Origin of the sequence: Chitinophaga sp. 180180018-3, assembly GCF_037893185.1 — a bacterium.
Classification (GTDB): Bacteria; Bacteroidota; Bacteroidia; order Chitinophagales; family Chitinophagaceae; genus Chitinophaga.
The window spans coordinates 7,906,893-7,927,300 of sequence record NZ_CP140772.1 but is presented as its reverse complement, the minus strand read 5'-3'; the positions used below and the strand labels follow the sequence as shown (position 1 = coordinate 7,927,300).

Genomic DNA, 20,408 nt, shown 5'->3' with positions numbered 1-20,408 from the left:
AATTGATCCTTAAATTGTTTCTACCAATTCTTCCATTGGCTTACGAACTTTCTTAGCATGCTGCATCACATCATCTTCCGCTCTGAATCCCACTGCTGCTATTACTACAGCCGCAAGGCCTTTATCTTTAAGTCCTAAAATTTCGTTGTATTTGGCCGCATCAAAGCCTTCCATCGGACAGGCATCAATATTCTCTGCGGCGGCGGCTGTAAGCAGGGTGCCCAATGCCAGGTAAGCCTGCTTGGAACCCCATACTGCTGCCCCTTCTGCACCCAGGCTGTTCACCGTACCTTTCATTGTTCCGGAAAAACCTTGTAGTTGCTCCGGAGCCAGATTACGTGTGGCTGATATATTGTTAATATAGTCGTCTACGTGCGTTTCATTCAGATCATTGTATCTCGCAAAAACAATCAACTGTGAAGCATCTGTTATTTGCGGCTGGTTATAAGACGCCGCCCTCAATTGCTGACGTACAGCCGGATTCTCCACTACCAGTATCTTGTAAGGCTGCAACCCATATGCAGATGCAGAAAGTCTGGTTGCTGCCATCAGTCTGTTCAACTGCTCAGCACTCAGCTTTTTTGCAGGATCAAATTTCTTGACTGCGTAACGCCATTCTAATTTATTCAGAATATCCATCTTATTATATTGAGTATCACGGGTTAAGTATTATTACACTCAACCCGTGAGTAGTAATTATGCTTGTTGTTTCACCATCTGTACACTGGCTACCAGTTTCACTTCATCACTCAGCAATATTCCGCCAGTTTCAGTAGTAGCGTGGAAAGTAAGACCAAAATCTTTACGGTTGATTTTTCCGCTCAACTCAAAACCAGCTTTTGTTTGTCCCCAGGGATCAACCACTTCACCGGCATATTCAACATTCAATTCTACCGGACGGGTATTGTCGCGGATGGTCAGATCTCCTACCAGCTTGTAGTTTTCTGCATCTACTTTCTTCACTTCTTTCGAAACAAAAGTCAGTTTCGGATATTTCTCAGCTTCAAAGAAATCAGCTGCCTGCAGATGCTGGTCGCGCTGCGCATTCTGTGTAGAGATACTGGTAACATCAGCTTCAAAGCTAATCTGCGCTGTGCTGAAATCATCATTGTTAGTTTGCATAGTCGCATCAAACTTTGCGAACTGACCAGTTACTGTAGTTATCATCAGGTGTTTCACCTTAAATTGTACATCACTGTGAGTAGGATCAATTTTCCAGGTAGTCATATCATTTTTAGTTTTAGTATTTTTTATAAATAATTGATTAGTGTAAATAACCCATTTTGCCTGCATTGTAATCGTTGATGGCCGTAATGATTTCTTCCTCTGTATTCATTACAAAAGGCCCATAAGCGAAGATGGGTTCATCAATCGGCTCTCCACTCAATACCAGTATACTGGCATCTTTCAGTGCAGTAATAGTGATCTCTGTACCTTCTCTTTCAAAGAGTGCAGTTTCTACTGATTTTACCGGCTGCCCGTTAATATCGGCTTCGCCCTGCAGTACTACGGCTGTTGTATTGAAATGCGCTGGCAATTCAAAGGATATTTTATCATCCTTTTTCAAATGAATATCCCATACGTTCACCGGAGAAAAGGTGCTGGCAGCGCCTTTTATACCATCATACTCTCCTGCGATGACCCGCACATACCCTTCGTTACTTACCTTCACTACAGGTATTTCTGCTTTGGTAAGATTCTGATAAGCAGGCGGATTGTTTTTATATGCCTTCGGCAGATTTACCCATAACTGGGCAAATTCGGCTTTACCACCTTGCTTAGTAAATGCCTCACTGTATTTTTCTTCATGAAGAATCCCACCGGCGGCGGTCATCCATTGTACATCGCCCGAAAATAATTTTCCATGACTACCGGTAGAGTCCCTGTGTTCCAGTTCTCCCTGGTAAACAATGGTTACTGTTTCAAAACCTTTATGAGGATGCTCGCCTACACCACGCGGACGCGGGCTTGGAGGAATGTAATTGGGAGCGGCATAGTCCATCATTATAAACGGACTAATCCGGTTATTTTCAGAACGGGTGCCCCCAGGTAAGGTGCTCTGCACCCTGAATCCATCGCCCACCATATGTGGTGCTGCGGCAATTACAACCTGGCTTACATGTTTTTGTGTTTTCATATTTATTTGCCTCCTTAAGACAACACAAAATTACATGTTACAACACCCGTTAGGAATGGATAAAATATCGCTAGTGGTGGACTTTTTTTTAGTTACACGGAAAAATCAGGCAGATGTGGGTACGGCAGCACTACGGGCAGCCTCTTTAAACTCAGAAGGGCTCTGATTGGTATATTTTTTAAAAAAACGGCTGAAATAATGGGGGTCATCAAAACCCAGCTTGTAAGCGATTTCTTTGGCGGTAAGGTCGGTATTATAAAGGTAGCGCTGCGCCTCCAGGATCACCCGGTTGCGGATATGTTCCCCGGCAGTAATCCCTGACAGTTGTTTACTGATCTCATTCAGCAGCACTGGCTTAATGTGCAGTATTTCTGCATAATCGGATACTGTTTTCAGATGCTGGTATTTTTCTTCTATCAGGTTTTTGAATTTCAGGAAGATGGAACTATTGTGGGCTGCATGCTGTTCAGGGGAAATAGCCACGTTTTCTCCCTTAATCCTCGACGCCAGCACCAGGAAGTAACGCAACAGGCCATGTAATGCCGTTTCGTAATCCGGCTCTCTCATGGCAAGCTCCTTCATCATCAAACGTACAATCGCATCAATATCTTTTTCCTGCTCGTCGTTAAGGTGAATGACACTGCTGAACTGGTTGTTAAAAAACAAACCGGAATTAATGCCGGTGATCTGATGCGTCTGATCTTTCAAACACATAAATGCATCCCGGAAAGCAATCATATACCCCTCAATCCTTTCGCTGGCCTGCAGATTATGCACCTGGCCAGGTGCTACAAAAAAGAGTGTATTCTTCTTTACTTCATGCGGAACAGTATCGATCGTATGCACCAGCTTTCCTTTCTTTATCCAATAAATGGTATAGAAATCGTGCCGGTGCGGCACGCCGATATGGCTGAAGAAACTGTTCCCCAGCTCGCAAAGTCCGGATACTACAAAATCCGGATCTACATGTGCATAATCCGGTAAAGATACTATGCCTATATTTTCACGTTTATCAGCCATCTATTACAGTTCCTGCGGGTTCTTCCTCCCTCTCGGAAGGATCAATGTAATCAATGATAAAATTATTTCTTCCTTCTCCCACCATAATACCCAGGTGTTTTAACTGCACCAGCTCCAGCATACTCAGGAACAGGAAAATTGCATGCACCCTGTCTTTACAGTGATCAAATATCTTCTCAAAAGATAAGGTACGCTCTGTTCTTGCCAACTCCTCCATATACATCCTGGAACCTTCCATGGTGTAATCGTATTTATACACCACGTGCTGGGGTTTATGATCCCGCTCTTTCATACGCTGGATCACCTTCTCAAAAGTCTGAGCCAGTTTAAACAGCGTAAGTGTCTGTATCTCTGTACCTTCACTTGTAACTTCGCCGATCTCCGCCAACTCTTTCGCAATATTCCCGCGCTTGATCTGCAACATCCGTTCTGCTTCCATTTCAGCCAGCTCTGCAGCAGCCTGTTTGTAGCGCTTGTATTCCAGGATCTTATCAATCAACTCCATACGCGGGTCGATCTCATTCCCCTGCTCGTCCAGCTCCTTTCGTGGCAGCAGCATTTTTGCTTTAATCCGCATCAGCGTGGACACAAAAAGGATGAATTCGCTTGCCAGTTCTATATTCAGCGACTCAATATGATGGATGTAATCGAGGAAATCCTGTGTCAGCTTATTAATCGGGATATTGTAGATATCCAGCTCATCCCGCTCAATGAAGAACAGTAACAGGTCGAAAGGACCCTCAAACTGCGGTAATTTGATCTTATAAACAGGCGCCTGCTCGTTCACGGGATGATTTTAAGGTAAAATAAAAATAAATATCGCACAGAGGTAATACCTGTGTGCGATATCAAAAATAACAAAAATCCGGCGAATCAGAACTTGGCGGCAAACCCGACCCCGATGACCTGTTTCATCTGTAGCCGGGGGCCCATGACGCCCGTTTTCTTATTCTCAAATACTTTCACCGTATCGTCATAGATCATATCAAGGCTCAGCACTGTAGAAATCCATTTATTCACCTTTAGCTCCAGCGCATTGGTGAAAAACACCGTGATGTTCTGCGGGTTATGCAGGTAATCCGAAAAAAGGTCCAGCCGGCCTTTATACATCATCGTCTTTGCAAACGTCTTTACATAGTTGGCAGAGAGGTACGCACCAATCTGGTACTTAAAGTGGGATCCGGTATCTACCCCGTAAGCTCCCTGTTTCGACAGGAAATCATCCATTACAAGTACAAAACGGGAAGTTGCCGGCGACAGGAATAATGAAAATGAATTATCCGGTTTATAGTCAAAACCCGGCGAGAGCAATACATAGGCCGGGGCGAAGAACCTGGATGAAAGCTGAGGAGTAGTATCTGCAGGATACAGATAACCATCCGAAAACTGGGTACGAAGGTTCACTAATCCGCTTACATACCAGTGTCTGCCAATATCGTAGCCATACTTAGAAGTAAGATCAATACGGTCATCACTTTTACGGCCTCCCAGGCTGGTAGTATTGATATACCCGTAGGCAAGGTCTGCAACGTTATCCCAGGATCTCCGGCCTTTCTTGTAAAACGCATACGCATATACCGTGGAACCCAGGGAAAAAGAGAATTTGTCGCCACCAGCAGCCCAGTTACTCAGGGATCCCTGGTTGATATTCACATTCAGGTTAAGCCCTTTACGCCATACTTTGCCGGTAGTATCCTCATCTTTTTTGATCTTACCTGCTGCATCTTCTCTTGATGTCTTCATCCAGTTCGATTGTGCAGATGCCGCCATAAATAACAGCAGGCAACAGGCAATGGATAAAGTGAATTTTCTCATTAATCTTCTTATTTAAGGTGATATACAAACATAGCCACCATGTTTCTCCTACGGAAAAACATGGTGGCTTTAAGTAATAAAAATTATCTGGATTTTCTTAATTCGTCGCGGATCTCCATCAGGAGTTTTTCCTGTGCGGTAGGCTCTGGTGGGGCAGCAGGAGCTTCCTCCTTCTTCCTGGTCAGTCTGTTCATGAATTTAACCAGCAGGAAAATGCAGAATGCAATGATCAGAAAATCGATGATGCTTTGAATAAATGCACCATAGGCAAATACAGCTACGCCCTTTGCCTTTGCTTCTGTAAGCGTCGTAAACTCTCCCTTACTCTTATCCAGTAAAACAAAGTAGTCGTTGAAGTTTTTTCCATGGGTAAATACTCCAACAAGGGGCATCAGGATATTATCCACCAGGGATGTAACAATCTTTCCAAATGCACCTCCTATAATCACACCCACAGCAAGATCCATTACATTGCCCTTCATGGCAAACTCCTTAAATTCTTTCATGAACGACATAATGCAAGGTTTTATCGGTTAGAATAACTGAACAAAATTAATTTATAATCCCGGAACTCGTTAATTATTAATGTATTATTTCTTCAAACGGGGGTATTTCATCTTCAGCGACTTCAGTGTATCCCTTAACGTTAGTGCAATCAGATACTCTTTATACCAGTTATGATCAGCAGGCACAATCAGCCAGGGAATGTAATTGCAACGATTGATCGCATCTTCATATGCTTCCATGTAATCGTCCCATAGCTTAGCTTCCGCCAGATCGCTTTCATTATACTTCCACATTTTTCGTGGATCTTCCGTGCGCTCCACCAGGCGTTGCTGCTGAGCTGCTCTTGATACGTGCAGATAACATTTGATGATTTGCGTATTGTTGTGTACAGACAGTAGCTTTTCAAAATCATTGATAGCTTCCATTCTTTTACGTACCGTTTTTTCATCTATCCATTTGTGTACACGCTGTATAAGTATATCTTCATAATGAGAACGATTAAAAACCTGTATCATTCCTTTACCAGGGGCATGTTGGTGTACCCTCCACAGGAAGTCATGATCATATTCTTCACTGGTAGGCGTTTTAAATGAATGTACAGTTACCCCCTGAGGATTTAAAGTGCCAGTAACATTTTTGATAACCCCGTCTTTACCACTGGCGTCCATTCCTTGCACTACGAGTAATACGCTGTGTTTGTGCTGAGCATATAACAGATTCTGGAGCTCGTCCAGTTCTACAAGAATTTCGCGCGTTTTCTCTTTGGTTTTTTCTTTGTCCAGCTCTTTAGGGGCTGAAGTACTGATGTCCGACAATTTGATTTTACTCATGTAATGCATTCTTATAAATAAATTTAACAAAATCAATTCATAAGTGTTGCAATAACACGATTTATATTTTGCAGAATGTAACAGATATGTGCACCTTTGTACCCGAAAATGTGGAAACATGCACCAACGCTATGCTCACTTAGGGGTTTTTCTTCTGTTATCTCTTACCTGGGGCAGCTCATTTATCCTGATGAAAATTGGATTGGAGTCCTTCACTTCTTACCAGGTGGCCAGCCTAAGACTGGTAGCGGGCGGGCTAGCGCTTTTACCTTTTCTGCCAAAGGCTTTGCGACAAATACCCATCAAAAAATTACCACTGATCTTACTGTCGGGATTATTGGGAAATGGTATTCCTGCTTTTTTGTTTTGTCTCGCTGAAACCGAAATCGACAGTTCGTTAGCAGGTATACTGAATGCGCTGACACCTTTAATGGCATTACTTTCAGGGATAGTCATCTTTAAAAGCCCTTTCAGAAAAGAACAATTGGGAGGTATCATTATTGGGTTGCTGGGTGTGATTGTGCTCTTCACTTCCAGGGGTATCAGCAGCAGTGGACATTGGTATTATGCACTGTTGGTGGTGCTCGCCACTGTCAGCTATGGTATTAATATCAGTCTGGTACATCACAAGCTGAACGGTCTTGACTCCCTTCAGCTGGGTGCTGTGGCGATGTGTTTTTGTGCTGTATGTACCTTTCCTATCCTATGGTATAGTCATTTCTTTCCGCCATTCGTTCAACCCAATGCCCCCTGGCGCTCATTGGTTGCTGGCCTCATACTTGGGGTAATGGGTACTGGCATCGCAGCCGTTCTTTTTTTTCTGTTGATCAAAAAAGCCGGATCCCTGCTGGCATCAATGGTCGCATATGCGATACCGTTAGTAGCAGTGGGGTGGGGGTTGCTGGCCCACGAACCTGTCACCTGGATACAAATATTAAGTATGGGTATTATCTTGTTAGGAGTATATATGGTGAATAAGGCTGGCAGAAAATAAAAAAAACGGAGATGCCAGAAACTGGTATCTCCGCTTCAGATATTTCGGACTATTGCTAAATAGCCATAATTTCTTTGTCTTTCGCCTCACAGTGTTTATCGATCAGCGCAATATGTTTATCAGTTATCTGCTGTATATCTGCTTCCGCATCTTTGGCAGAATCTTCACTCAGTCCATCTTTCTGCAACTTTTTCACCGCTTCAATGGCATCACGGCGGATATTTCTCACAGCCACCTTGGCCTGTTCACCCTCGTTGTTTACTCTTTTTACAAATTCCTTTCTGCGTTCTTCAGTCAATGGAGGGAGAAATAAACGAATGATCACACCATCATTCTGCGGATTAAGACCAATATTAGATGCGATAATAGCCCTTTCAATAGGCTGCAGCATGTTCTTTTCCCATGGCTGGATAGTCAGCGTACGGGCATCAGCAATGCTTACATTGGCAACCTGATTGAGGGCAGTAGGTGCGCCATAATAGTCAACGGTAATTCCATCCAATATCTGAGGATTAGCTTTTCCGGCTCTGATCTTGGTGAGCTCCAGCTCCAGGTGCCCGATGGCTTTTTTCATCGAGTCTGCTGCCTCATCAATGATAAGCGTTAGATCGTCTTGCATAACAGTAAATAGTTAAGTGCGTGCAAACCTACAGGTTTTCTTTTAATCATCAAAGTAACCTATCCGGAAAAAGGAAGAGAGCGATACTGGTAATGACCAGGAAACAGGCAGCTATTTATCCTGAAGGATACCTTCAGTTGTAACACGCAGTATTTTGGTAGTTTCTTTTGGTACTGCAGCCGCTGCCGGTTGAGCAACCGGTTCGGGCACAGCCTTCACTGCCAATTTCCTCCGGCGGGTCAGATACAGCATACCGGTAAGGAAGGTTGCAGATCCCATTACTATCATCAACAGCAAAGTAGCACCCATTTTCTGCATGACAAATGCTGCTACAATGTAGGCTGCATTAATAGAAACAGATACCAGCGTGGTTTGCCTATGGTTGAGTTTGAGGTCGAGCAAATAGTGGTGGATGTGGTTCCTGTCGGCCGAAAAAGGAGATCTTCCCTGCATCATACGTACTGCAAAAACGCGCAGGGTATCAAACAACGGCACTATCAGGATAGCAAATGCAACCGCCGGAGTAGCGCCAATTGGCATTTTACCCGCCGGGTTACCAGCCACATCAATAAACTTGAGGATCAGTACGGCATTTACCAGGCCTATCAGTAATGATCCGGTATCTCCCATGAATATGCGGGCAGGAGATATATTGTAGATCAGGAAACTTGCCAAACCACCTGCCAGTGCAAATCCTATAACTGCGTAAGTAATTTCTCCCACATGCAGGAAATAAGCCCCCAACACAGCACTTACCAGCAAACCAATGCTGCCGGCATGGCCATCTACCCCATCTATCAGATTGAAAGCGTTGATAACTACTATGAAGGTGAAGTAAGTCAGCATGAGGCTGATATTCGGTGGAAGTGTATAAATACCCATGAAACCATACATACTGGTAATCTGAAGATTACCCAGATATATAATGGCAAAAGAAGCAGCAAGCTGCCCGATCAGTTTCTTCAAAGGAGATAAACCAACGATATCATCTTTCATTCCCACCATAAAGATGATGAAAAACGCAGCCATCATGTATTGAAATGGTGAGTTGGCTATTGCAGGTACGCAAATAGCAGCAGCAATGATAAATCCGGAGAAGAATCCGATTCCCCCAAGCGTTGGTATGCGCTGTTTATGCGCTTTCCTTTCGTCCGGTTCGTCGTACAAGTGTTTTAATTCCGCAACTTTGATGAGTATTGGAATAGAAAAATAGGTCACAACAAAACTTAGGACGGTAGCAATTAATACATTCTCCATTTGTGGGGCTTAATTTTGCAAAGATATTAATTTCAACGAAATATGAAAAGAAACGTAAAAAAAACCCAGTTTTTTTTTACTTTCAGCGCGCAAAAAAAACTTCAACAGCCGCGAATTCTATCAAATTCTATTAGTTTTGCGGCACAAAAAATAACAACTATCATGCCACAGCTCAAAGAGATTGCTACTCAGATCAGGAGAGATATTGTACGGATGGTACATGGCGTTCAAAGCGGTCACCCGGGAGGGTCTTTAGGTTGCGCAGATTTCCTTACTGCGCTGTATTTCAAGGTGATGGACCATAAACCCAGCCCTTTTGATATGGATGGTAAGGACCAGGATCTGTTTTTCCTGTCCAACGGCCACATCTCCCCGGTTTTTTACAGCGCCCTTGCCCGTTCCGGTTATTTCCCGGTATCAGAACTGAGCACTTTCCGCAGGCTGAATTCCCGTTTACAGGGCCACCCCACTACCCATGAGCACCTGCCAGGTGTACGTATCGCTTCCGGTTCTCTGGGCCAGGGTATGAGTGTTGCCATTGGCGCTGCCCTCGCTAAAAAAGCCAACGGAGATAAACATGTTGTTTTTTCCCTTCACGGCGATGGTGAACTGGAAGAAGGTCAGATCTGGGAAGCAGTGATGTTTGCCCCACACCATAAAGTAGATAATCTTATCATCACCGTCGACCTGAACGGCCAGCAAATCGATGGTACAACAGACGACGTTGCAGGATTAGGAGATGTAGGCGCTAAATTCGAAGTCTTCGGATGGCATGTACTGCACATGAATGGCAACGATATGGACGATGTAGTAGCTACGCTTGAAAAAGCGAAAAGCCTTACCGGCCAGGGTAAACCCATTGCCATCATGATGAAAACCGTTATGGGACAAGGGGTCGACTTCATGGAAGGCCACCACGAATGGCATGGTATCGCTCCCAGCGACGAACAACTGGCCAAAGCACTCGCCCAATTGCCAGAAACCCTTGGAGATTATTAGACTTTAGTTTCCATAGCCACTGGTTTATATCAAAATACAATGGAGGTTAATATATAATATATTAACCTCCATTGTATTTTGATATAAAGTCAGGTTGCTTTCAGGGTTATCGCTTCTGTCGCTGCCTTCCGGGCCGGATACCAGCTCGCAGCTACCCCTATCACCATGATAGTGGTAAATACCAACAGAAAATCCATGATATTCATACTTACAGGATAAGTATCTATCAGGAAAGAGGTTCCCTGAAGCCTAATCAACCCGAATTGCTGCTGCAGTACACAAAAAATTATCCCAAGACTGAATCCAAGTAAAGTACCTATTCCTGCAATAATCAACCCTTCGGCAAGGAAAATCCTCATGATGAGCGACCGGCGAGCTCCCATAGCCTTGAGTATCGTAATATCTTTTTCCTTCTCTATCACCAGCATATACAACGAACCTATCATGTTAAAAGCCGCTATGATCATGATAAAGCTGAGGATAACATATACCGCCCACTTTTCGGTTTGCATAATAGCGTAGAGCGATTGATTCTGTTCGTACCTCGTTTCCACTTTGTAGCCGCTTCCCAACAGTTGGGTAAGTTTGTCTTTCAATTGCTGGTCGTCTACACCTGGTGCAAGACTTATCTCCAATGCCGACATCTCGTCCGGACCGATATCCATCAGTTTGCGCAGAAAATCAATATTTGTTATTACATATTTACTGTTAAATTCCTGCTGAATGGCAAAAGTGCCGGTTGGATAAAGTACCCCGTTGCTCAGGGCATCTTCAGGAGTGATGGCCGCACCCGTATTCTTTCTTGGTAAATACACTGTTACCGGAGCTATACTATGCACCACATCTACCCCCAGTGCACCCTCAATCTCTACCCCCAGTATGGCGCGGTATGCCAGGCTGTCGCCGGTATCAAATCGTCCTCTTACAACATGCTCCTTTACCCCTGTGACCTGGTTATAGTTGTTATCAACCCCTTTCAGCACAGCGATCGTTGGTTCATCGCCGTAACGGAGCACTGCTTTCTCTTCTATTACTTCTGAAAAATGGGCTACCCCCGGCACCGCCGCGATCTGCTGCAGACGATCCGGAGTAAGCAGGACTGTTTTTCCTGCAGAAGGAGCTATTCTTATCGAAGGATAAAATGAAGAATACAGGGATTTCACCAGGCCCTCAAAACCATTGAATACACTCAATATCACAATCAGCGCTCCTGCGCCAACAGCAATTGCCACCACACTTACCCAGGCAATAATGTTGATAGCATTGGTAGATTTCTTTGCGCGGAAGTAACGGGACGCGAATTGCCAAACCATGAGAAGAAAGAATTACGAATTATGAATTACGAATTACGAATGCTTCAAAGAAACTGCTGCTGCACAGTTCAATTCATAATTCGTAACTCGTAATTATTTATTGTTGTTCTTAATATTAGCATCCTCTTCTTTGATCTTTTTAAAGAGTTCTTCCATCTTGAACACATAATCAAGGGTATCGTCCAGGAAAAAGCTCAGCTCTGGAATCCTGCGCAATTGCTTACCCAACGCTATTCCCAGGGCTTTTTTGATTTCTCCCATCCTTTCCTTGATCCTCTCCAGCATTTCGGAAGGAGACTGTATCTTGAACATGCTGAGATAAACCTTTGCCTCCAGCAGGTCAGGGGTCATCTTTACTGCCGCAACAGAGATCATCCCGCCTTCTATCACATTAAAGCCCATCCGCTGAAAGATAGTGCTAAGCTCCTCCTGTACCTGTTGCCCTATTTGTTTCTGCCTCTTGGTTTCCTGCATCTCTTTTAGTTTTAATTGTTATCAAAGTGGTTCGTGCATCATAACACTCCTCACAAAGCGCCGCATCCCGGGGATGCCGACAGCCTTCTGCTGCGAAATTAACCATTTCCCGGAAAGAATAGCTGCAATTACCCCTTCGTATATCGTAATTATGCTATTTTTGCCCCCAAGCTTAAATCATTTTACCGGAATGAAGACTTTCAAGCGTCTCCTTAGATTCGCATCGCCTTTACATCATTATTTCCCGGAATATATTATATATACACTGATAGGTATAATATTTGGCATGGTCAATTTCGCCATGCTCATTCCCTTGTTGACTGTCATTTTCAACCAGGTGGGAGAAGTGCCGAAAGCTTTGCCATACCCAACATTCTCCTTCAACATCAATTACTTTGTAGATCTCTTTAATTACTACTTCTATAACTTCATACGGGCCAGTGGCTCCAAACAAAGTGCATTGTATTTTGTTTGTGCGGTGATCAGCGTATGCGTTATCGTCGCCAACATCGGCCGGTATATGAGTGCCAGGGTGATGGTGCGGTTGAAGATGGTGATGTTGTCGAGGCTGCGGACACGCCTCTATGCCAGATTAGCGGAGCAGTCGCTCGGCTTTTACAGCCAACAGCAGAAAGGCGACTTGCTATCTACCATGACCAATGATGTACAGGAGATAGAAAACAGCGTGGTGAACGCCATACAAACGCTCCTGCGCGACCCATTCATTGTAATCGGCTACTTCTGTGCACTGTTTTATCTTTCTGTAAATCTGACCGTATTCACACTGTTTTTTTTCCCCATATCCGGCATCCTCATTTCCTATGTTTCCAAGAAGCTGAAGCAAAAAGGAAAATTCAGTCAGGAGTTGCTGGGTAAGATTTTGAACGTCACTGAAGAAACAGTTAGCGGCATTCGCATCATACAATCATTTACCGCAGAACGGTTCATGAAAGGCAAGTTTGCTGAAGTAGACAATCGTTTTACCAAAGTGAGTAAATCCATGTACAATCAGCGGGAGCTGGCTTCGCCGATTTCAGAAATTCTGGGAGTAATCGTAGTGGTGGTGCTGGTGATATACGGCGGAACGCTGGTGCTGAATGGGAACGGGCTGCTTACCGGCGCAACATTCATGACTTACCTGGTTTTTTATTCCCAAATCATGCAGCCTGCAAAAAATATATCCACCTCTATTACTACCATTCAGAAGGGTATGGTGGCAAGTGAAAGGATATTCAAGATACTGGACACTCCTGTTTCCATTACCGAAAAAACGGATGCAACACCGGTAAAAGAATTCAGGAAAGAAATTGAATACAATGGCGTGTCGTTTCGTTATGAGCAGCAGCTGGTGTTAAAAGACGTCAACCTGAAGATCCAAAAAGGGCAGATGATTGCGCTGGTCGGCCGCAGTGGTGCCGGTAAATCAACAATGGCCGATCTGTTGCCCCGCTTCTACGATGTAACTAACGGTGCTATTCGTATAGACGGTAACGATATACGCCATCTCCGGCTGCAGGATCTTCGTTCTCTGCTTGGCGTAGTATCGCAGGAGGCCATCCTGTTTAACGACACCGTATTGAACAACATTGCATTCGGGCAACCGGGAGCCGACAAAGACGCCATCATTGCTGCCGCCAGGATGGCAAATGCACATGAATTTATTGAACAACTCGAAAACGGCTATGATACCATCATTGGAGATCGTGGTCTGAAACTGAGTGGTGGCCAGCGCCAGCGCCTCACCATTGCCAGGGCTATCTTCAAAAATCCGGCTATCCTTATCCTCGATGAAGCTACATCTGCGCTCGATACTGAATCCGAAAAACTGGTACAGGCAGCACTGGATAAATTGATGAAAAACCGCACCACCATTGTGATTGCGCATCGCCTGAGTACCATTCAATATGCCGATGAAATTATTGTGATGGATCAGGGAGAGATAAAAGAAAGGGGCACACATGAGCAACTGCTGCTGCAGGAAGGCATCTACCATAAATTGGTGGAAATGCAGGAGTTCAAATAACAGATACACTAACGTTAAAGAATATACGTAAATAAAAAAGCGTTTCCTGAATAAGGAAACGCTTTTTTATTGCACTGTTGATGCCGCCGCAGCCATTCGGCAACAGGTATGGTTTTTGTTTATATTCGGCCCTGACAGGCCAATACCAGCTCTAAGCAGTACTATTTTTTAACCTTTAACATAGCGAACTCCTATGATTTCTGTAGTAATTCCTGTATTAAACGAAGGTGCTACCATACGCCAGGTTATTAAGACAGTAAAAAAAACATCCCGTAAAATTGAGATTATCATCGTTGATGATAATTCCACAGACAATACTGTGGAAGAAGCCATGAAGGAACAGGTACGGGTGATCACGAGCAGCCAGCGCGGGAAGGGGATATCCATGCGGGAAGGAATGATGGCTGCCCGATATGATATTATTGCTTATGTAGATGGCGATATACTTACGTACCCGGATAATATTGTAGACCTATTAGCAGGTCCTATTGAAAAAGATGAAGCCGACTTCATCAAATCCTATTTTGAGCGGCAGGCTGGCAGGGTCACACAATTGGTGGCCAAGCCCCTGCTGAGTATCCTGTTCCCGGAGCTGGCACATTTTCAACAGCCGCTAAGCGGTATGATTGCTGCAAAAAAGTCATTCCTTTCTCAGGTACAATTTGAAAATGATTATGGTGTAGACATTGGTTTACTGATAGATATGCATCACCTGGGCGCCCGCATTCAGGAAGCTAATATCGGTAAGGTGGAAAATGCCATGCAAACCTGGGAACAGTTGAGTAAGATGTCGAGAGAAGTATCCAGAACAATTCTGCGTAAGGCGGAAAATATTCCACAGGAAAACCTGGAAACACTCGGTAATATCAACCTCATACGCGAACAGATGGAATATTCCATACTGGAATCGATCGACAAATTGCAGAAGATGGTCATCTTCAATCTCGATCACGCTGTATTTACGCAACGCTACATGCAATGGGCTGCAGTAGCTTTTGGTCAGGAAGAGGCATTGGAAGAGATTGAATCTGCAGGCTATGATCCAATAACTACAATGAAACTAACGGCTACCTTGTTTGAAGGACGCAATATTGCAGAATTGCTGGAAGTAGCAGATGCGATTCCACTTGTACCGGGGATCAGGGAAATAGTAAGAGAGCTGAAGAAAAGAGGATATGCCTGCGGTCTCATCACAGAAGGATTTGGCACTGTAGCCCGCCACATCAAAAATAAGCTCGGAATGGACTTCGTATTCGCTAACAAACTGCACCTGGTTAATAGTGTGGCAACCGGTGAATTTTCTGTTGCTGATTATTTTATGAAAGGTGACGAGTATTGCAGAAGCTATATGTATCCTTACATTGCGCAACAATATCAGGTAAATCCACAAAATATTATTTATGTGGGAGATAGTAAACACGACACCAGATTATTATCCGATGCGGGGATTGGCGTTGCGTTTTGTCCACAATATCGTGGCAGTGCTGTAGAAAAGGTTGCCGACAAGATCATTAGTGGCATCTCACTGATACCGCTATTGGATATTGCGCAGGCCAGCCCTGCAAAATTCGGTATCAGATTGCCCACCATCAGCAAGAAACAGGCTCGCAGGATTGGAGTGGGAAGTCTGGTGGGACTGGCTGGAGCAGGACTCATATATTTCGCATTACGGCAGATGCGTAATAAAAATAACAAAGCAGCAGTGTAAGAATATTTCGATAAAGCTGTTAAAGCAAGATGGCCAGAGCAGATAGTGATCTGCTCTGGCCATCTTGCTTTAACAGCTTTATATTTTACGGCTTATTTGCTTTTTGCCAGTTTTGCTTCAATGCTCAATGTGGCATGAGGCACAGCTCTAAGGCGCGCTTTATCGATAAGCTTACCGGTTACACGACAAATGCCATAAGTTTTATTCTCAATTCTCACCATAGCTTTCTCCAGGTGATCAATGAACTGGATCTGACGACTAGCCATCTGGTTCAGCTGTTCCCTTTCCTGGGAACCACTTCCATCTTCCATGCTCATATATTTATTCTCAGTATCATCAGTACCGGCTTCATCTTTACGGGTAATTAATCCCTGCAGATAAACAAGCTCTTTTTTGGCAGATTCCAGTTTCTTCTGGATCAGTTCTCTGAATTCCTGAAGGTCAGCATCACTGTACCTGTATACAGGGCCGCTTGACTGGGCAGGCTGGTCCAATACAGATTTGGTGAACTCCGGCTGGTAAGTTACCAGGGGGCTTTTTCCACCTTTCTCCTTCTTTTCGGCTTTTTCAGACTTCTCAGGTTTCTCTGATTTTTCCGCCTTCGCTGGTTTTTCTGCTTTAACAACAGGCTTTTCCGCTGCTTTCTTGGTGGATTCCTTTTCCTTAGCAACTTCTACCTTAGTATCTGCTTTCTTTACTGCCATCGTTTTAAGTTCTTTTTCTTCTGACTTAGAAATAAATGGTTTCTGTTTTTCAGCGGAAACACTTTTCGTTACCACTTTCTGCTTTACAGCAGGCTCTTTTTTTACGGTCGATTTCGCAGGTACAGCAACTTTCTTGACGGATGCGGGTTTACTGTTAGAGGCTGGTGCCTTTTTCACTGCAGTTTTAGGGGCCGGTACGGCCTTCTTTGCAGGGCTTTTAGCCACCACGGCTTTGCTGGCTACCGGTTTAGCTGCTGCTTTTGGAGCTGCCTTTTTTGCAGGGGCTGGTTTTACAGCCGCTGCTTTCTTAGGAGCAGGCACAGCTTTTTTTGCCGGTGCAGCTGGTTTGGCAGCTTTCTTTACTGTTATCGCTTTCGCCACAGTTTTCTTAGCTGGAGCTGCCTTTTGGGTCGTTTTCGTAGCAACCTTCTTTTTTGTTGCCATGGGGGATTAGCTTTTTTTGTTAACTAATACATTAAATTTAAGGTCATTCACCTCTATTTCTGTACCATGCTGTAATTGCTCCACTAATTCCAGGCTATCTGCCAAAATTTCCGTGCAAATATAGTCATTATAGTTTATAATGGCCGATTTCAGGGACTCCACACTTTCTACCGTAACGTCAATTCTGTCAGTCAATGCAAAATCACTATCCTTGCGGATTTTCTGTATACGATTCACCAATTCCCTTGCATTTCCTTCGTCCAGTAACAGGGGGGTAATAGTAATATCCAGCGCTACTGTCAAAGCGCCTTTATTGGCTACTGTCCATCCCGGAATATCTTCGGAAATTATCTCAACATCAGAAAGCTGGATTTGCAACTGCTCTCCTTCCACCACCAGGTTGAAATGCCCCTCACGCTCAATAGAGGCAATATCTGTTTCTGAGAATGCGCTGATAGCTGCAGCCACCGATTTCATCTTTGCTCCCATTTTGCTACCGAGCGACTTGAAGTTAGGTTTAATCTTTTTCTTGATAAAACCTTCTGTTTCCGTAAGATAATCAATCCCTTTGACATTCACTTCACTTTTTATCAAGTCAGCGACTTTTTCGATCTGCTCCTGCATATGTGAATTTGCCACCGGAATCAGAATCTTCTGCAATGGCTGACGAACCTTGATATTCACCTTCTTACGCAAGGATAATACCAATGAGGAAATATCCTGCGCCAGCTGCATTCTTTCTTCAAGGTCAGCGTCTATTGCAGCGTCATTCACCACCGGGAAATCGGTATGATGTATGGAAACAGCGCTGCTACGCTTGCTCACCCGGTTGAGGTTGTTAAATAACCAGTCACTGAAGAACGGCGACACCGGTGCCATCAACTGAGTTATCTTTTCCAGGCACTCATATAAGGTCTGGTAAGCACTAATTTTATCATGTTCGTAATCTCCTTTCCAGAACCGGCGGCGGCATAAGCGTACATACCAGTTACTCAGCTGCTCATCCACGAAACGCTCTATGGCTCTGCCCGCCTGAGTAGGCTCGTAATCATCAAGGCTACCGGTCACATCCTTCACCAGGGTATTCAGCACAGAAATGATCCAACGATCTATTTCCGGGCGCTCTTCTAATGGGATGTATGCTTCCCTGAAGGAGAAATTGTCCAGGTTCGCATACATCGCGAAGAAGTTATAGGTATTATATAAGGTACCAAACAACTTACGCTGTACTTCTCCGATACCTTTTACATCGAATTTCAGGCTATCCCACGGGGAAGCATTCGTAATCAGGTACCAACGGGTAGCGTCGGCACCGTATTTATCAATGGTTTCAAAGGGATTTACTACGTTGCCAAGGCGCTTACTCATTTTCTGGCCTTTGGCATCGAGCACCAGGCCGTTGGATACCACTGTTTTATAGGCTACACTGTCAAACAGCATTACCCCCAACGCATGCAACGTATAGAACCAGCCGCGAGTCTGATCTACCCCTTCAGCGATAAAGTCGGCAGGGAATGCTTCCCCTTTATCCAACAGCTCTTTATTTTCAAACGGATAGTGCCACTGTGCATATGGCATAGCACCACTATCGAACCAAACATCTATCAGATCGGGCTCCCGGCGCATCGGCTTACCACCTTTGCTTACCAGAATAATTTCATCTACATATGGTTTATGCAGATCCAGGATACCTTCATGCAGGTATGATTTATTTACGTCGCCGCCAAGCACCTGGTTTGCCCTGCGTATTTCCTGGTTTAGCTCTTCTATACTACCAATGCAGATTTCCTCCGTACCGTCTTCTGTTCTCCAGATTGGCAGCGGAGTTCCCCAGTACCGGCTGCGGCTGAGGTTCCAGTCGACCATATTCTCCAGCCAGTTACCAAAACGGCCCGTTCCGGTAAATGCAGGTTTCCAGTTGATGGTCTTATTCAATTCCACCATCCTGTCTTTCAGCGCGGTGGTTTTAATAAACCAGGCATCCAGCGGATAATATAAAACAGGTTTATCTGTGCGCCAGCAGTGAGGATAGCTGTGCTCGTATTTTTCTACTTTAAATGCCCTGTTCTCTTTCTTCAGCTTCACAGCTATATCAACATCCACATCTTTATAATCGGGATCATCTTTATAATTCTTCACATATCTCCCTGAAAATTCACCTACATTGTCAGTGAATTTTCCTTCCCTGTCTACTAATGTCAGGATACCGATTCCATATTTTCTGCCAACGCGGTTATCGTCCGCCCCAAAGGCAGGGGCAGTATGCACAATACCAGTACCATCCTCCGTGGTAACGAAGTCCCCGATCAGGACACGGAAAGGATCTCCTTCTTCCGGCTGCGCAAATGGGAATAACTGCTCATAACGAAGGTTTTCCAGCTGACTACCTTTGAATGTAGTCAATACTTTCCAGGGGATAACCTTGTCACCGTCTTTATAGGCGCCAAAATCACCATTCTCCCCTTCTGCCTTAAAATATTTATGTAGCAATACTTTTGCCGCTACTACATTTATAGAAAGATGGGTATATGGATTGAAAGTATGTACCAATGCGTATTCTATATTGGCTCCTACTGTCAGGCCCAGGTTAGATGGTAATGTCCATGGGGTAGTGGTCCAGGCGAGGAAAAATACCTCATCAGAACCGGCAGCATCGAAGAGGAACTTTGAATTATCTGCTTTCTTTGCCTTAAACATCGTCACTATGGTGGTGTCTTTTACATCCTTGTAGGTTCCCGGCTGGTTCAGCTCATGCGAACTTAAACCGGTACCGGCTGCAGGAGAATACGGCTGAATGCTTACACTTTTATAAAGGAGCCCTTTCTTATATAATGTTTGTAAAGACCACCAAAGCGACTCAATATATTTATTGTCAAAAGTGATATAAGGATCCTTGAGGTCCACCCAATATCCCATTTTACGGGTCAGGTCGTCCCACATATCCTTGTACTTCAATACTTCCTTACGACAAGTGTCGTTATATTCCGCAACAGAGATCTTCTTTCCTATGTCTTCTTTCGTAATCCCCAACATCTTCTCCACCCCAAGCTCTACCGGCAATCCGTGGGTATCCCAGCCACCTTTACGCTTCACCTGGTAACCACGCATGGTTTTATACCTGCACACCAGATCTTTCAGGGTACGTGAAATAACGTGGTGAATGCCTGGCAGACCATTCGCACTCGGAGGTCCCTCATAAAATACAAAAGGAGTAGCTCCATCGCGCACCTCCACACTTTTTTCAAAAGTCTGTTGATCCTCCCATTGTTGAAGTATATCTTTCTCTATCTGAGGTAAATTCAGCTGATTATATTCCTGGTACTTACTGGACATAAAACAATTCCCCGTCCTTTGATGTTATTGAGACAATAATTGATTAAAATTGTGCGAAGTTAAGAAAATACACTGGCACCAGTAAAGGCTACTTTACTAAAAACATCGCTTTTTGAACAATTTTTACTTTTTTTTTAGTACTTTGCAATAAATAGAATTTAAATTGCGTTTTTGGCATTGTTTTAGATAACTAGCCAGGAAGATTAGAAAAACCTTGAAGTTTAAAAAATT

At 44.2% G+C, this 20,408-nt stretch carries 18 protein-coding genes; 4 read left to right on the top strand and 14 right to left on the bottom strand.

Annotated features, from left to right (window positions below):
• Window positions 1–9: 9 nt before the first annotated feature.
• From UNH61_RS31430 to UNH61_RS31395, 8 genes are all read right to left on the bottom strand, one after another.
• Complete coding sequence (locus UNH61_RS31430; RefSeq protein WP_326995991.1) at window positions 10–639, bottom strand: NAD(P)H-dependent oxidoreductase; 630 nt, start codon at window positions 637–639, stop codon at window positions 10–12.
• A 57-nt stretch (window positions 640–696) separates the two neighbouring features.
• Complete coding sequence (locus UNH61_RS31425; RefSeq protein ID WP_326995990.1) at window positions 697–1,227, bottom strand: YceI family protein; 531 nt, start codon at window positions 1,225–1,227, stop codon at window positions 697–699.
• Window positions 1,228–1,264: 37 nt separating this feature from the next.
• Complete coding sequence (locus UNH61_RS31420; RefSeq protein ID WP_326995989.1) at window positions 1,265–2,137, bottom strand: pirin family protein; 873 nt, start codon at window positions 2,135–2,137, stop codon at window positions 1,265–1,267.
• Between the two features lie 105 nt (window positions 2,138–2,242).
• Complete coding sequence (locus UNH61_RS31415) at window positions 2,243–3,157, bottom strand: helix-turn-helix domain-containing protein (protein ID WP_326995988.1); 915 nt, start codon at window positions 3,155–3,157, stop codon at window positions 2,243–2,245.
• Window positions 3,150–3,944 (bottom strand): segregation/condensation protein A, encoded by a 795-nt coding sequence (locus UNH61_RS31410; RefSeq protein ID WP_326995987.1) that lies wholly within the window; start codon window positions 3,942–3,944, stop codon window positions 3,150–3,152. Before UNH61_RS31410 ends, UNH61_RS31415 begins: the two co-directional genes overlap by 8 nt.
• An 86-nt stretch (window positions 3,945–4,030) precedes the next feature.
• The gene (locus UNH61_RS31405; RefSeq protein ID WP_326995986.1) at window positions 4,031–4,972 is read right to left on the bottom strand and encodes a DUF3078 domain-containing protein; all 942 of its coding nucleotides are present in this window, start codon (window positions 4,970–4,972) and stop codon (window positions 4,031–4,033) included.
• Window positions 4,973–5,055: 83 nt separating this feature from the next.
• Window positions 5,056–5,487, bottom strand: a complete 432-nt coding sequence (mscL, locus tag UNH61_RS31400; RefSeq protein ID WP_326995985.1) for a large conductance mechanosensitive channel protein MscL — start codon at window positions 5,485–5,487, stop codon at window positions 5,056–5,058.
• Window positions 5,488–5,562: 75 nt separating this feature from the next.
• A complete protein-coding gene (locus UNH61_RS31395; RefSeq protein ID WP_326995984.1) occupies window positions 5,563–6,309 on the bottom strand; it encodes a PPK2 family polyphosphate kinase in 747 nt (248 codons plus the stop codon).
• A gap of 118 nt (window positions 6,310–6,427) precedes the next feature.
• Here UNH61_RS31395 and UNH61_RS31390 point away from each other — a divergent pair, with 118 nt between their 5' ends.
• Window positions 6,428–7,303: a DMT family transporter gene (locus UNH61_RS31390; RefSeq protein ID WP_326995983.1), complete on the top strand. Its 876-nt coding sequence runs from the start codon at window positions 6,428–6,430 to the stop codon at window positions 7,301–7,303.
• A 55-nt stretch (window positions 7,304–7,358) separates the two neighbouring features.
• Here UNH61_RS31390 and frr read toward each other — a convergent pair whose 3' ends face one another.
• Complete coding sequence (gene frr / locus UNH61_RS31385) at window positions 7,359–7,922, bottom strand: ribosome recycling factor (protein ID WP_326995982.1); 564 nt, start codon at window positions 7,920–7,922, stop codon at window positions 7,359–7,361.
• A 111-nt stretch (window positions 7,923–8,033) separates the two neighbouring features.
• The gene (locus UNH61_RS31380; RefSeq protein ID WP_326995981.1) at window positions 8,034–9,179 is read right to left on the bottom strand and encodes an MraY family glycosyltransferase; all 1,146 of its coding nucleotides are present in this window, start codon (window positions 9,177–9,179) and stop codon (window positions 8,034–8,036) included.
• A 162-nt stretch (window positions 9,180–9,341) separates the two neighbouring features.
• Between UNH61_RS31380 and UNH61_RS31375 the strand changes: the two genes are divergently transcribed.
• On the top strand, window positions 9,342–10,178 hold the full coding sequence (locus UNH61_RS31375; RefSeq protein ID WP_326995980.1) for a transketolase: 837 nt from the start codon (window positions 9,342–9,344) through the stop codon (window positions 10,176–10,178).
• 89 nt (window positions 10,179–10,267) lie between these two features.
• Here the strand turns inward: UNH61_RS31375 and UNH61_RS31370 are convergent, their stop codons facing one another.
• Together UNH61_RS31370 and rbfA are read right to left on the bottom strand one after the other, a co-directional pair.
• The gene (locus UNH61_RS31370; protein ID WP_326995979.1) at window positions 10,268–11,491 is read right to left on the bottom strand and encodes an FtsX-like permease family protein; all 1,224 of its coding nucleotides are present in this window, start codon (window positions 11,489–11,491) and stop codon (window positions 10,268–10,270) included.
• A 93-nt stretch (window positions 11,492–11,584) separates the two neighbouring features.
• Window positions 11,585–11,965 carry a 30S ribosome-binding factor RbfA gene (rbfA, locus tag UNH61_RS31365; RefSeq protein WP_326995978.1) on the bottom strand — a complete coding sequence of 127 codons (381 nt, stop codon included), beginning with the start codon at window positions 11,963–11,965 and terminating at the stop codon, window positions 11,585–11,587.
• Between the two features lie 190 nt (window positions 11,966–12,155).
• Between rbfA and UNH61_RS31360 the strand changes: the two genes are divergently transcribed.
• Both UNH61_RS31360 and UNH61_RS31355 read left to right on the top strand, forming a co-directional pair.
• On the top strand, window positions 12,156–13,988 hold the full coding sequence (locus UNH61_RS31360) for an ABC transporter transmembrane domain-containing protein (protein WP_326995977.1): 1,833 nt from the start codon (window positions 12,156–12,158) through the stop codon (window positions 13,986–13,988).
• A gap of 193 nt (window positions 13,989–14,181) precedes the next feature.
• Window positions 14,182–15,696, top strand: a complete 1,515-nt coding sequence (locus UNH61_RS31355) for a glycosyltransferase (RefSeq protein ID WP_326995976.1) — start codon at window positions 14,182–14,184, stop codon at window positions 15,694–15,696.
• A gap of 92 nt (window positions 15,697–15,788) precedes the next feature.
• Here the strand turns inward: UNH61_RS31355 and UNH61_RS31350 are convergent, their stop codons facing one another.
• Both UNH61_RS31350 and ileS read right to left on the bottom strand, forming a co-directional pair.
• On the bottom strand, window positions 15,789–16,844 hold the full coding sequence (locus UNH61_RS31350) for a TraR/DksA C4-type zinc finger protein (RefSeq protein ID WP_326995975.1): 1,056 nt from the start codon (window positions 16,842–16,844) through the stop codon (window positions 15,789–15,791).
• 6 nt (window positions 16,845–16,850) lie between these two features.
• Window positions 16,851–20,177 (bottom strand): isoleucine--tRNA ligase, encoded by a 3,327-nt coding sequence (gene ileS / locus UNH61_RS31345; RefSeq protein WP_326995974.1) that lies wholly within the window; start codon window positions 20,175–20,177, stop codon window positions 16,851–16,853.
• Window positions 20,178–20,408: the final 231 nt, after the last annotated feature.

Bases quoted from the DNA above. Each gene is read 5' to 3' on its own strand.
- UNH61_RS31430 (WP_326995991.1), bottom strand. From the start codon at position 639: ATGGATATTCTGAATAAATTAGAATGGCGTTACGCAGTCAAGAAATTT.
- UNH61_RS31425 (WP_326995990.1), bottom strand. From the start codon at position 1,227: ATGACTACCTGGAAAATTGATCCTACTCACAGTGATGTACAATTTAAG.
- UNH61_RS31420 (WP_326995989.1), bottom strand. From the start codon at position 2,137: ATGAAAACACAAAAACATGTAAGCCAGGTTGTAATTGCCGCAGCACCA.
- UNH61_RS31415 (WP_326995988.1), bottom strand. From the start codon at position 3,157: ATGGCTGATAAACGTGAAAATATAGGCATAGTATCTTTACCGGATTAT.
- UNH61_RS31405 (WP_326995986.1), bottom strand. From the start codon at position 4,972: ATGAGAAAATTCACTTTATCCATTGCCTGTTGCCTGCTGTTATTTATG.
- mscL (WP_326995985.1), bottom strand. From the start codon at position 5,487: ATGTCGTTCATGAAAGAATTTAAGGAGTTTGCCATGAAGGGCAATGTA.
- UNH61_RS31395 (WP_326995984.1), bottom strand. From the start codon at position 6,309: ATGAGTAAAATCAAATTGTCGGACATCAGTACTTCAGCCCCTAAAGAG.
- UNH61_RS31390 (WP_326995983.1), top strand. From the start codon at position 6,428: ATGCACCAACGCTATGCTCACTTAGGGGTTTTTCTTCTGTTATCTCTT.
- frr (WP_326995982.1), bottom strand. From the start codon at position 7,922: ATGCAAGACGATCTAACGCTTATCATTGATGAGGCAGCAGACTCGATG.
- UNH61_RS31380 (WP_326995981.1), bottom strand. From the start codon at position 9,179: ATGGAGAATGTATTAATTGCTACCGTCCTAAGTTTTGTTGTGACCTAT.
- UNH61_RS31375 (WP_326995980.1), top strand. From the start codon at position 9,342: ATGCCACAGCTCAAAGAGATTGCTACTCAGATCAGGAGAGATATTGTA.
- UNH61_RS31370 (WP_326995979.1), bottom strand. From the start codon at position 11,491: ATGGTTTGGCAATTCGCGTCCCGTTACTTCCGCGCAAAGAAATCTACC.
- rbfA (WP_326995978.1), bottom strand. From the start codon at position 11,965: ATGCAGGAAACCAAGAGGCAGAAACAAATAGGGCAACAGGTACAGGAG.
- UNH61_RS31360 (WP_326995977.1), top strand. From the start codon at position 12,156: ATGAAGACTTTCAAGCGTCTCCTTAGATTCGCATCGCCTTTACATCAT.
- UNH61_RS31355 (WP_326995976.1), top strand. From the start codon at position 14,182: ATGATTTCTGTAGTAATTCCTGTATTAAACGAAGGTGCTACCATACGC.
- UNH61_RS31350 (WP_326995975.1), bottom strand. From the start codon at position 16,844: ATGGCAACAAAAAAGAAGGTTGCTACGAAAACGACCCAAAAGGCAGCT.
- ileS (WP_326995974.1), bottom strand. From the start codon at position 20,177: ATGTCCAGTAAGTACCAGGAATATAATCAGCTGAATTTACCTCAGATA.